9 protein-coding genes are annotated in these 12488 nt (G+C 75.3%); 5 read left to right on the forward strand and 4 right to left on the reverse strand.

Features of this window, described 5'->3' with window-relative positions; translation table 11 throughout:
- From ACGFNF_RS27320 to ACGFNF_RS27330, 3 genes are read right to left on the reverse strand one after another with little or no spacing between them, the layout of a single operon-like run.
- Positions 1-1578, reverse strand: coding sequence for a Na+/H+ antiporter subunit D (locus ACGFNF_RS27320; protein ID WP_357576658.1), 1578 nt, complete (start codon positions 1576-1578; stop codon positions 1-3).
- Positions 1575-2060, reverse strand: a complete 486-nt coding sequence (locus tag ACGFNF_RS27325; protein ID WP_393171598.1) for a Na(+)/H(+) antiporter subunit C — start codon at positions 2058-2060, stop codon at positions 1575-1577. The genes ACGFNF_RS27320 and ACGFNF_RS27325 overlap by 4 nt, the downstream gene beginning before the upstream one ends.
- Positions 2057-4894, reverse strand: coding sequence for a Na+/H+ antiporter subunit A (locus tag ACGFNF_RS27330; protein WP_393171600.1), 2838 nt, complete (start codon positions 4892-4894; stop codon positions 2057-2059). The genes ACGFNF_RS27325 and ACGFNF_RS27330 overlap by 4 nt, the downstream gene beginning before the upstream one ends.
- A gap of 314 nt (positions 4895-5208) precedes the next feature.
- On the opposite strand from ACGFNF_RS27330, the gene ACGFNF_RS27335 reads away from it, so the two are divergent.
- On the forward strand, positions 5209-6162 hold the full coding sequence (locus ACGFNF_RS27335; protein ID WP_393171602.1) for a hypothetical protein: 954 nt from the start codon (positions 5209-5211) through the stop codon (positions 6160-6162).
- An 80-nt stretch (positions 6163-6242) separates the two neighbouring features.
- Here the strand turns inward: ACGFNF_RS27335 and ACGFNF_RS27340 are convergent, their stop codons facing one another.
- Positions 6243-7841, reverse strand: coding sequence for an amidohydrolase (locus ACGFNF_RS27340; protein WP_393171604.1), 1599 nt, complete (start codon positions 7839-7841; stop codon positions 6243-6245).
- Positions 7842-8045: 204 nt separating this feature from the next.
- Between ACGFNF_RS27340 and ACGFNF_RS27345 the strand changes: the two genes are divergently transcribed.
- The 4 genes from ACGFNF_RS27345 (at position 8046) to ACGFNF_RS27360 (ending at position 12485) form a co-directional block, all read left to right on the forward strand.
- Positions 8046-8612 carry a sigma-70 family RNA polymerase sigma factor gene (locus ACGFNF_RS27345; RefSeq protein ID WP_357576662.1) on the forward strand — a complete coding sequence of 189 codons (567 nt, stop codon included), beginning with the start codon at positions 8046-8048 and terminating at the stop codon, positions 8610-8612.
- 87 nt (positions 8613-8699) lie between these two features.
- On the forward strand, positions 8700-9455 hold the full coding sequence (locus tag ACGFNF_RS27350; protein WP_357576663.1) for a zf-HC2 domain-containing protein: 756 nt from the start codon (positions 8700-8702) through the stop codon (positions 9453-9455).
- A gap of 51 nt (positions 9456-9506) precedes the next feature.
- Entirely contained in the window at positions 9507-10187 is a 681-nt protein-coding gene (locus ACGFNF_RS27355) for a copper resistance protein CopC (RefSeq protein WP_393171607.1), read from the forward strand.
- Positions 10188-10505: 318 nt separating this feature from the next.
- Positions 10506-12485, forward strand: a complete 1980-nt coding sequence (locus ACGFNF_RS27360) for a bifunctional copper resistance protein CopD/cytochrome c oxidase assembly protein (RefSeq protein WP_357576665.1) — start codon at positions 10506-10508, stop codon at positions 12483-12485.
- The last annotated feature ends 3 nt before the right edge of the window (positions 12486-12488 follow it).

Below are 12488 nucleotides of genomic sequence, written 5' to 3' on the forward strand. Positions count from 1 at the left end.
TCACGGGGCACCGTCCGGGAACACGGCCTCGACGTACGGGGTGCGGCGCAGCAGGTCGTCGGCCGCGTCGGTGCTGATGTCGAACAGCGGCCCGGCCACCACGGTCAGCGCCAGGCCGAGCACCACCAGGGCGGCGGTCGACCCGATCATCAGCCGGGGCAGCACCGCGCCCGACGCCTCGGGGGTCGGTGCCTTGTGCGGCTGCTCGGCACCGTCGGTGCGGGCGGCCCGCACGGCGTCGCCGACGTCCGGCATGTCCGGGTGTGGGGCACGCCAGAAGGCCAGGTTCCACACGCGGGCGATGGCGTAGAGGGTGAGCAGGCTGGTGAGCAGCCCGCCGACGACGAGCGTCCAGGCCAGCGGGCCGCCGTCGTCCACCCCGGCCTGGACGAGGCCGAGCTTGCCGAGGAAGCCGGAGAACGGTGGGATGCCGGCGAGGTTGAGCGCGGGCAGGAAGAACAGCACGGCCAGCAGCGGCGAGAGTCGGGCCAGCCCGCCGAGCCGGTCCAGGGCGGTGCTCCCGCCCCGGCGTTCGACGAGGCCGGCGGCGAGGAACAGGGTCGTCTGGATGGTGATGTGGTGCACCACGTAGAAGATCGCCGCGGACAGCCCGAGGGAGGTGCTCAGGCCGACGCCGAAGAGCATGTAGCCGATGTGGCTGATGAGGGTGAACGACAGCAGCCGTTTGACGTCGGACTGGGCGACCGCGCCGAGGATGCCCACCACCATGGTCAGCGCCGCCACCACCAGCAGCAGGTCGGCGGTGCGCCCGCCGGGGAACAGCAGCGTCTCGGTGCGGATGATCGCGTACACGCCGACCTTGGTGAGCAGGCCGGCGAAGACCGCGGTGACCGGCGCCGGGGCGGTCGGGTAGCTGTCCGGCAGCCAGGCCGACAGTGGGAACACGGCCGCCTTGATGCCGAAGGCGAGCAGCAGCATGCCCTGGAGCACGAGCCGGATGTCGTCCGGCAGCGCGTCGAGCCGGTCCACGAGCTGGGCCAGGTTGAGGGTGCCGGTCGCCGCGTAGACCAGGCCGATAGCGACCAGGAAGATCAGCGACGACAGCAGGCTGACCACGACGTACGTGGTGCCGGCCCGGATCCGGGTCTCCGTGCTGCCCAGGGTCAGCAGCACGTAGCTGGCGACCAGCAGGATCTCGAAGCCGACGTAGAGGTTGAACAGGTCGCCGGAGAGGAACGCGTTGCACACGCCGGCGGTCAGCACGAGGTAGGTCGGGTGGTAGACCGACAGCGGCGTCTCCTCGTTGCCGTCGGCCGTGCCCTGCCCGATCGAGTAGACGAGCACGCAGAGGGTGACGGCTGCGGAGACGACGAGCATCAGCGCGGCGAGCTGGTCGGCGACCAGGACGATGCCCAGCGGCGCCACCCAGCCGCCGACCTCGACGACCAGGGGCCCGTCCACGGAGGAGCGGACCAGCAGCGTGGCCGCCACGGCGACGGTGGCGGTGAGGACCGTGAGGCTGACCCAGCGCTGGGCGCGGGGCCGGCCGACGAGCAGCAGCGTCAGGGCCGCGCCGAGCAGCGGCATCACCACCGGCAGGGGTACGAGCCAGGTCATCGGCCCCTCCCCCCGTCCCCGGCCGGGCTGGCCGTGGTGTCGTCGGCGGGCACGGTGGCCAGGGCGACGTCGCCGTCTCCGTCACCGTCTCCGGCGTCGTTGTCGGCGGTGCCCGGTCCCTCGTCCCGGTCGGCCAGCTCCATGATGCGACGGTCCTCGACGTCGTCCTGCACCTCGTCGTGCCCGTTGAGGTGCCAGCTGCGGTACGCCAGGGCGAGCAGGAACGCGGTCATGCCGAGGGTGATGACGATCGCGGTCAGCACCATGGCCTGGGGCAGCGGGTCGCTCATGTCCCCCTCGGCGGTGGTGCCGACGATCGGCGGCCCGCCGGCCTTGCCGCCGGTGAGCAGCAGGAGGTTGGCGCCGTTGCCGAGCAGGATGACGCCCATCAGCACCCGCGTCAGGCTGCGCTCCAGCAGCAGCGTCACCCCGGCGGCGAAGAGGACGCCGACCACGAGGACGTAGGTCAGGTTCGGGTTCACACCAGCTCCTTCGTCCGGTCGTCGGCCTGTTCGGTCTCGCGTTGGTCGGTCTCCTGTTGCCGGTCCATCTCCGCGCCCAGGCTGCGCAGGATGTCCAGGACCAGGCCGACCACGATGAGGTAGACGCCGACGTCGAAGAAGACCGACGTGACGAAGTGGACGTGGCCGAAGACCGGCAGGTGCAGGTCCAGCAGGGCGCTCTGGAGGAACTCCCCGCCCAGCAGCATCGCGGCGACGCCCGTGCCGACCGCGACGAACAGCCCGGCGCCGAGCACCGCGCCGGCGTCGACCGGGGCGGCCCCGTTGAGTTCCGTGCGACCGCCCGCCAGGTAGCGCACGGCCAGCGCGAGCCCGGCCACCAGTCCGGCGGCGAAGCCGCCGCCGGGGGCGTTGTGCCCGGAGAAGAGCAGGTAGATCGAGAAGAGCACGATGGCGTGGAACAGCAGCCGGGTGACGACCTGGAGGATGACCGACTGCTGGCGGGTCGTGGCGCCGGTGGTGAGCCAGCGGGGCCGCGCCGACTCGGTGCGGCCGACGCCGGGAATGCCCCTGCGCAGGTCGAGGTCCCGGGAGTGGCGGAAGATGAGGCTGGCCACGCCGGTGGCGGCCACCACCAGCACGGCGATCTCGCCCATGGTGTCCCAGGCCCGGATGTCGACCAGGGTCACGTTGACGATGTTCTTGCCGCCGCCGTAGGAGACGGCCTCGTCGGGGAAGTCGACGGAGATCGGGGTGGCGATCCGCGCTCCCGCCGCGACGTACGCCATGCCGGCGGTGACCACGCCCACGGCGACGCCGAGCGCGATGCGACCGCGCCGGCTGGACCGGATGGGCCGCTCGGAGAACTTGGCGGGGAGGTGGCGCAGGACCAGTACGAACATGACGATCGTGACGGTCTCCACCAGGAACTGGGTCAGGGCCAGGTCCGGCGCGCCGTGCAGGATGAACAGCAGCGCGGTGCCGTAGCCGGCGACGCCGACGAGGATCATCGCGGTCAGTCGGCGCCGGGCGCGGGCGGCGGCCACGGCGGCCACGATCACCACCGCGGCGGCGACGGCCTGCAACGGGGTGTCCCACAGTTGGAACTGCTGCGGCCAGGGCATCCCGGCCAGCAGCGCCCCACCCGGCAAGGTGATCATCACCAGCAGGATGACGCCGAGGTAGAAGGGGAGGGAGCCGCGCTGCGTGGCGCCGGTCAGCTCCACCGCGAGCCGGTCCACCCCGCCGATGAGCCGGTCGTAGACCGCGGCCCCGTCGAAGGGCAGTCGGACCGACGTGCCCAGCCGCCCCCGGTGCCGCAGGAGGAACAGCCCCACGCCGCCGGCGACCGCCAGCGCCGACAGGCCCAGCGCCAGGGTCGGACCGTGCCACAGCGCGAGGTGGTAGCCGGGCTCGGCACTCTCGTACAGGTCCGCGTACGGGGCGAGGACCTTGTCGACGGCGGGCGCGAAGAGCCCCACCGCCAGGCCGGCGGCGGCGAGCACGACGGCCGGCGCGAGGAAGGGCCACCCGACCGGACGGGCCTCGGTGGCGGGCACGTCGCCTTTGGTCGCGAACGCGCCCCAGACGAAACGCAGCGTGTAGGCCACGGTCAGCGCCGAGCCGAGCACCACGCCGGCGAGCACCACCAGGTCGGCGGTGCCGCCGTGCAGGAACGCCTCGACCGCCGCCTCCTTGGCGACGAATCCGGCCAGCGGCGGGAGGCCGGCCATGGAGGCCGCCGCGAGGCCCGCCACCACCGCGAGCGCCGGGGCGCGCCGCCCGAGGCCGCTGAGTTCGCGCAGGTCACGGGTGCCGGCTACGTGGTCGACGACCCCGACGACGAGGAACAGGGTGGACTTGAACAGCGCGTGGGCCAGCACCATCGCCGCGCCGGCCAGCGCGGTGTCGCGGGTGCCGGCGCCGAGGACCACCATCAGCAGACCGAGCTGGCTGACCGTGCCGTAGGCCAGCAGCAGCTTCAGGTCGACCTGTCGCAGCGCCGCCCAGCCGCCGAGGAACAACGTGATCAGGCCGCCGACGAGCAGGATCGGCCGCCACGGTGCGACCCCGACCACGGCCGGTCCCATCAGCGCGACGAGGAACACACCCGCTTTGACCATCGCCGCGGCGTGCAGGTAGGCGCTGACCGGGGTGGGCGCGGCCATCGCGCCGGGCAGCCAGAAGCTGAAGGGGAAGATCGCCGACTTGCTCAGCGCGCCGAGCAGGATCAGCACCAGGGCCACGGCCAGGTAGCCGCCGCCGGGCAGGTCGGTGGCGATCTGCGACCAGCGGTACGTGCCGGCGTGCTGGCCGAGCATGACGAACCCGGCGAGCATCGCCAGGCCGCCCAGGGTGGTCACGAGCAGCGCCTGCATGGCCGCGCGCCGGCTGGCCCGCTTGGTGGGGTCGCTGCCGATCAGCAGGTAGGAGAGGACGGTCGTCAGCTCCCAGAACACGTAGAGCAGCAGCAGGTCGTCGGAGACCACCAGGCCGAGCATCGCCCCGGCGAACGCGACGAAGACGGCCGCGAAGCGGCCCAGGCCCGGGTCGTCGGAGCGGAAGTAGCGGGCGCTGTAGGCGAGCACCAGCGCCCCGACCCCGCCGACGAGCACCACCATCAGCCAGGCCAGGGTGCCCATCCGCAGGGCGATCTCCAGGCCGAGCTGGGGAACCCAGGTGACCGTCTCGACGACTGGGGTGCCGGAGCGGACCGTCCCGGTGCGGGTCAGCGCCCAGAACAGGGTCGCCGCGGGAGCCAGGGCCACCAGGTAGAGCCCTTTTCGGCCCCAGATACGTATCAGTCCCGGGGCGATCACGGCTGCGAGTGCGTGGACCGCCACCAGAACCAGCACATACCCTCCCCAGAGTTCGACAACCGGTTAGCCAACCCTAACCGGTAAGGAGCGAATCTGCATATCGGCGATACGGCGCCGCCGGCGTGCCCGTGCCCGCCGGCGGCGCGGACGACCGGCCGTCGGCCTCCCGTCGGGAGGTCCACGGGAGCCGATGCGGCGGCCTCGTCGCCCGCGCCCCTCCTGCCTATCATGATCAGGAGGCGATCGCCCACCTTGCGGATACCCTTGGCGACCTGGCGAGCAGGGCGACGACGCGCACCCGGGCGCGACGCGACGGCGCCGGAAATCGAGGGCGACGGATGGGTGGGGCGATGCGGAGTGGGGTGCTGGTGTCGACCCGGACGGCTCTCGCCGGGGCGACGGGCAACGCCCTCGTGATGGGTGTGGCCGAGGTGAGCACGCCGCTCGGCTGGGTGCTGCTTCCGGGGCTGCTCGGCGTGTCCACCCGCCCCCGGGTGGCGGCGCTGATCTCCGCCTGGGCGGCCGTCCTGCTGGCGGCGTCCGTGGTCGTTCCCGTCGTACCCGGACACCGCGCCGACCCGTGGGCGCTCGGCGCCTCCGTGGCGAGCCTGGCCGCCGTACCGCTGCTGGCCTGGGCCCGGCGACGCCGCGATGAGCGGGCAGTCGCCCGCGTGCCCGCGCCCCGCGACGTCGCCGTGTTCACCATGCCCGCCGGCACCGGACGCGCCGCGCTGGCCGTCTGCCGCGCCCCCGGGGAGGTCGCGGCGGCGGTACCGCTGCGCCGGGGCGGCCTGCGCGTCCTCCTCGGCGTGGCGCACGGGGCCACCCTGGCCCGCCCGGAGCACACCCGGGCGCTGGAGTCGGCCTTCCGGGACGAGGCCCTGCGCGGCGGAGGATCGCTGCCGCGGGTCGCCGGGGCCCTCGACGGCCTCGTGCGGGACATCGCCCCGGGCGGCTACCTCGCCGCCACCCTGGTGGAGGTCTCCCCCGAGGGGCGCGTCACCCTGCTGCGCTGCGGCGGCCCGGACGCCACCGCGCACGCCGCGGACGGGACCCGCCCCGCGGGCCTGCCCGACGCCGGCCCGCTCGGCCTGACCGGGACGGCGACGAGCGTGGCGGAGGCGCCGGCCGGCGCCCGGCGGCTGGCGGTCGCCCCGGCCGCCGGGCCGCACCGGCCGACCGAGGAGGCGCTGCGGTCCCCGCGTGCCGCGGACGCCGTGGTCGCGCTGACCCGACGCCCCGGCGGCGGCCGCCGGGCCGGCCCGGCACTGGTGGTCGACCTGCCGCCCGAGCGGCCTGCCTGACCGCCGACCCCGGCCTGCGGGAAGCGTCCGGCCCCGGTCGGCGGGCGGCGGGGAACCCGGTCAGCGGGCGGCGGCCCCGGTCAGCGCTGCCAGCGCACGACCCCGCCGACCACGGTGAGCGCCACCGTGAGGTCGCGCAGGGCCGCCGGCTCGATCCGGTACGGGTCGGTGGGCAGCGCGATGAAGTCCGCGAGCATCCCCGGGGTCAGCCGCCCCTTCAGGTGCTCCTCGTAGGAGGCGTACGCGCCCGCCTCGGTGAAGCAGCGCAGCGCCGTGTCGAGGTCGAGCCGCTCGTGCGGCTGCACGCCGCCGGGCGGGGTGCCGTCGGGCTGCTGCCGGGTCACCGCGGCGTGGATGCCGAAGAACGGATCCGGGTCCTCCACGGGGGCGTCCGAGCCGAAGGCCACCGTCGCGCCGGCGTCCAGCAGGCTGCGCCAGGCGTACGAGGCGAGGTCCCGGCCGGCGAGCATCCGGCTGGTCAGGGGGATGTCGCTGGTGCAGTGGGTGGGCTGCATCGAGGCGATCACGCCCAGCCGGGCGAGCAGCGGCACGTCCGCCGGGCGCAGGTGCTGGGTGTGCTCGATCCGGTGCCGCAGCCGCCGTACCGCCGTCGGGTGGGTGCGCGCCGACTCCTGCCAGTTGGCGTACGCCCGCAGCACCATCTCGTTCGCCGCGTCGCCGATGGCGTGCGCCGCGACGGCGATGCCGGCCCCGGCCGCCTTCGCCACCAGCCGTTCGAACTCCTCCGCCGGGGTGACGGCGATGCCGTGGTTGCCGGGCTCGCCGTCGTACGGCTCGGTCATCAGGCAGGTGTGCGAGCCGAGCGCCCCGTCGGTGAAGATCTTGACCGGGCCGGTGCTCAGCCAGCGGTCCCCGTCGCCTGTCGCCCAGCCCAGGTCGATCACCTCGTCCAACGCGGTCGACGGGATCGACTTGTGCACCCGCAGCGGCAGCTCGCCCCGGGCGTACAGGGTCTCGTAGGCGGCCCGGCAGTCCTGCCCGTCGATGTCGTGGATGCTGGTCAGGCCGACGGAGAGCAGCCGGGGCAGGTGGGTACGCAGTTGCGCGACCAGGTCACCGCTGAGCGAGGTGCGCATGACGTCGTACGCCGCGTCGCCGGCCGCCTCCCGCAGGATGCCGGTCGGCTCGCCGCGTTCGTCGCGGACGATCTGCCCGCCGATCGGGTCGGGCGTGCCGGCGTCGATGCCGAGTCGCCGGAGGGCGGCGGTGTTGACCCAGGTGGTGTGCCCGTCGATGGTGGGCAGCACGGCGGGCCGGTCCGGGCAGACGCGGTCCAGGTCGGCCCGGGTCGGCTGCACCGGGCGGTCCCACTTGTGGCTGTCCCAGCGCCCGCCGAAGAGCCAGGCGTCGGGCGGCAGGGTGGCGGCGTGCCGGGCGATCCGCGCCAGCGCCTCGTCGAGGCTGGTGGTGCCGCGCAGGTCCACCTGCTCCAGGCCGCGCACGTAGAGCGCCGAGTGCAGGTGGCTGTCGATCAGGCCGGGCAGCACCGTCATCCCGCCGAGGTCGACCCGGCGCGCGCCGGCGCCGGCGCGGTCCCGGCACTCGTCGAGGTCCCCGACCGCGACGATGCGCTCGCCGCGCACCAGCATCGCCTCGGCGTGCGGACGGGCGGGGTCGAGGGTGTGGATCCGGGCGTTCTCGAAAACCGTACCGGTCATGGGCTGCCTGCTTCGACGGTCGGGCGGGGCCGTCCATGCTAGACAGCTGCCCCCGGCGACGGGCGCGGTGGCACCCGGAGGCGGGGGCGTCGGGGAGGGCCACCACCGGGCCGCTTGCGGTACGCTACCGGCCAGTCACTACTACGACCCGTCGTGACCACCGTCGGGCACCCGCCCTCCGGTGGCCCGACACGGAGGTGCCGGATGGCTGACGACGCGGAGCTGACCGCGTGGGCGCTGGCCGCCGGCCGGGGTGACCCGACGGCCGCCGCCTGCTTCGTCCGGGCGACGCAGCAGCAGGTCCGCCGCTTCCTCGCCGCGCTGGTCACGCCCCGCGAGGCGGACGACCTGACCCAGGAGACCTTCCTGCGGGCGATGCGGTCGCTGCCGTCGTACGCCGGACGCTCCTCGACACGGACGTGGCTGCTCGCCATCGCCCGCCGGGTCGCGGCGGACCACGTCCGTACCGTCACGTCGCGGCCGCGCACGGTGCCGATGCCCGACGGGTACGACGTTGCCGACCCGGCGCGCAGCGGCTTCGACCGGCAGGTCGTGCTCGAACGCCTCATCGCGGCGTTGCCGAGGGACCGGCGGGAGGCGTTCGTCGCCACCCAGGTGCTGGGCCTGTCCTACGCCGAGGCCGCGGAGGTGTGCGGCTGCCCGGTGGGCACCATCCGCTCCCGGGTGGCCCGGGCCCGGGAGGATCTGGTCGCCGCCGCCCACGGCTGGTCGGAGCCGGACGCGGGCCGGGGCGGCGACGCCACCGGCTGACCCACCCCGCCGCGCTGACCTGCGGGAAGACGACGGTCCACGAAACTGCGCGGGAACCAACGACGGGTCCGGGACGACTACCGGTACATGGGGTGTGAGCAGTGGCGTGAGGTGCTGTCGGCGCAGTTGGACGGGGAGGAGACCGCCGCCGAGCGGACAGCCGTGGCGGCCCACCTGGCCGGCTGCGCCGGCTGCCGGACGTGGTACGACCGGGCCACGGCGGTGACCCGCCGGGCGCGGCTGTCGGTCGCCGTCGCCGGTGACGACCGCACCGACGCCATCCTCGGCGCGCTGCCCGCCCCGGCTCCGCGCCGCCGGCGGGAACGGGTCGTGCTCACCCTGCGGGCGGTCCTGGGCCTGGTCGGGGCGCTGCAACTCGTGCTGGGCCTGGCGCAGATCGGACGCGGCACGGCGAGCGCCCACGCGCACGTGGCGACCGGCGGGCTGATGTCGGGGCACCTGTGGCACGAGTCGGCCGCGTGGAACGTCGCCGTGGGCGCGGGCTTCCTCTTCGTCGCCGCCCGGCGCACCCCGCCGACCGGGCTGGTGCCGATGTTGAGCGCCTTCGTCGGCATGCTGGCGCTGCTGTCGGTCAACGACCTGCTGACCGGGTGGGTGGACACCGCCCGGCTGGTCAGCCACGGCTTCCTGCTCGCGGGCTACGTCATCGTCGTCGCCCTGTCCCGCCCGGGGCTGCGCCCCGACGGCCCGGCGCGGCGCAGCCGCCCGGACGAACCCCGCTGGAGCCTCCCCGCCGACGAGCCCACGGAGTCGCCGGGGCTGCGGCTGCTCCCGTCGCCGTATCCCGGCTCCGCCCGCGTCTCCGACCGCCGCGCGGCCTGACCGGTCACCAACCGCCCGGCTGACCACCACCAACCAGGAGAAGCGCCAGACATGCACAACCCGTCCCGCCGCCCGACCGTCGCGGCCCTCGTCGCCGCCGCGCTGGCCGCCACCGCGCTGCTGCTCGTATCGGCCGCCCCCGCCGCCGCGCACAACACGCTGCGGGCCGCCAGCCCCGCCGACGGCGACCGCCTGACGACGCCGCCGACGCGGGTCACGCTGGAGTTCGCGCAGCGGCTCGACCCGACCTTCACCACCATCGCGCTGACCGACGCCGCCCGGCGGAAGATCCCCACCGGCGGGCCCACCGTCGACGGGACGAAGGGCACGGTGACCGTCGACGAGACGCTGGGCGAGGGCACCTACACCGTCGCCTACCGGATCGTCTCCGCCGACGGGCATCCGGTGCAGGGGTCGTACCGGTTCACCGTGGCCAGCGGCGGCGGGGCGAGCACGGCGACGGGGGCGGTCACCGATCCGCCGGCCGCCGCCGCGTCTACCGCCGCCGCGCCGACCGCTGTCGCGGCCCCGTCCGCTGCCGCGGCCACGTCCGCTGCCGCCGCGCCGACCGACGCCGCCGCCCCGCCGGCCTCCGGGTCGGTCGACCCAGCCGCCGCCGCGACCGGCTCCGGCGGCCTCGGGACGGGCGGCGTGCTGCTTGCCGTCGGGGTCCTGGTGGCCGTCCTCGGCGGGACCGCGCTGCTGCTGCGCCGGCGCCGCGAGACCCGCTGACCGGCAGCACCCCGAGCCCCGCCCCTCCGGCACCGCGCCCCGGGCCGCCCCCGACGCGAACCGCCGCCCTCCCCGAACCCAAGGGACACCGACGTGCCAGACACCACCTCACGCCCCGCCCAGCCCGCCCGGGGCCCGGGCGCCGACTCCGTGACGACGACGGCGCCCGGTGACGCCGGGCCGGTCGCGGGCCCACCCGGTGCCGCCGGACCGGTCGCGGGCCCGCCCGGTGCCGCCGGACCGGTCGCGGGCCCGCCCGGCGCCGGCGTCCGTCCCGGCTCCCGGGGGCGTGGCGCGGGGCTCGTACCCGTCGCGGCCGTGGCGTCGGCGGTGGCCGTACTCCTGCTCGGTTTGCGGGCCGGCGACGCGCTCGCGGTCGCGATCCCCGGGCTGCCGGACCCGGGGCCGGTCACGGCGTGGGCGCTGCCCGTGGTCCGGCTGCTCGCCGACGGCCTCGCCACCCTGACGGTCGGAATGCTGGTGACGGCGGCCTTCCTGCTGCCCGGCGACGGGCGGAGCGTCTCGGCGTACGGCTGGCTGCTGCTGCGCCGCGCGGGCACGGCGGCGGCGGGCTGGGCGGTGGCCGCGGTGACGCTGATCGTGCTGACGGTCTCGGACCTGCTCGGCGTCCCCGTGGACGGACTCGGCGCCCCCACCGTGGTCAGCTTCGCCACCTCGATCTCGCAGGGGCAGGCGCTGCTGCTCCAGGCGGGGCTGGCGCTGGCGGTGGCGGTGCTGGCCCGGGTTGGCGTGTCACGCGGGCTCGCCGCCCTGACGGCGTTGGTCGCGCTGGTCGGGGTGCTGCCGCCGGCGTTCACCGGGCACGCCGCCGGGGCGGGCAACCACCAGATCGCGGTGTCCAGCCTCGCCCTGCACGTGCTGGCCGCCGCCCTCTGGGTCGGCGGGCTGGTGGCGTTGCTGATGGTCCGCCGCAGCCGGCAGCTCGCCGACGCCGCCCACCGGTACGGCCGCCTCGCCCTGGGCTGCTTCGTGGCCGTCGCGGTGAGCGGATCGGCCAACGCGGCCGTACGCCTCGGCGACGTGACCCAGCTCTGGCAGTCCCGGTACGGCTGGCTGGTCCTCGGCAAGCTCGTCGCCCTGGCGGTCCTGGGCACCCTGGGCGCCGTGCACCGGTCGCGGACCCTGCCGGCCCTGCGCGCGGGTCGACGCGGCGCGTTCGCCCGGCTGGCCGCCGGCGAGGTGGTCGTGTTCGCCGCCACCGTCGGGCTGGCGGTGGCGTTGTCCCGCAGCCCCACCCCGGTGACGCAGGGCCCGCTCGACGCCGATCCGATCACCGAGCTGCTCGGCTTCCCGATGCCCGCCGCGCCGACCCCGGAACGCCTGGTGGGCCAGCCGTTGCCGGACATGTTCTTCCTGACCCTCACCGTCCTCGGCATCGGCGGCTACCTGGCCGGGGTGTGGCGGCTGCAACGGGCCGGGCACCGCTGGCCGCTGGCCCGGACCGCGAGCTGGTCGGCCGGCCTGCTGCTGCTGGCCGCCGTCACCAACCTGGGCGTGGCCCGCTACGCGTACGTGCTGTTCAGCGCCCACATGGTGCAGCACATGGTGCTGTCGATGCTGGTGCCGATCCTGCTCGTCGGCGGCGCCCCGGTCACCCTCGCGCTGCGCGCCCTACGTCGCCCCGCCGACCCGCAGGTCCGTGGTGCGCGGGAGTGGCTGCTGCTGGCGCTGCACAGCCGGCCCGCGAGGCTGCTCACCCACCCCCTGGTCGCACTGGGCATCTACGCCGGCAGCCTCTTCGGCCTCTACCTCAGCGACCTGCTCGGCACGCTGATGCGCTCCCACCTCGGCCACCTGGCCATGCTCACGCACTTCGTGGTCGCCGGGTACCTGCTGTTCTGGGTGCTCATCGGGGTCGACCCGGGCCGGTCGAGGCTCCCCCACCCCATCCTGGTGATCATCCACCTCGCGGCGATGATGGCGCACGGCTTCTTCGGCCTCGTGCTGATGCAGACCACCAGCCTCATCGCCCCGGACTGGTACGTCGCCGTCCACCCCGACTGGGCGTCGTCGCTGCTGGAGGACCAGCGGCTGGGCGCGGGCATCGCCTGGGCGTTCGGGGAGATCCCCGCCGCGGTCGTGCTGGTCGTGCTGGTCCGCCAGTGGATCCGCGCCGACGGGCGGGAGCAGGCCCGCCTCGACCGGGCCGCCGCCCGCGCCGAGGCCACCGGCGAGCCGGACGACCTGGCCCGCTACAACTCGTTCCTCGCCGCAGCCGGCCGCGCCGACGCCACCGACTCCGACGGTTCCGCCGCGACGTCGGCCCGTACCCGGTAGACG

This window comes from Micromonospora sp. NPDC048868 (assembly GCF_043198195.1).
GTDB lineage: Bacteria > Actinomycetota > Actinomycetes > Mycobacteriales > Micromonosporaceae > Micromonospora > Micromonospora reichwaldensis.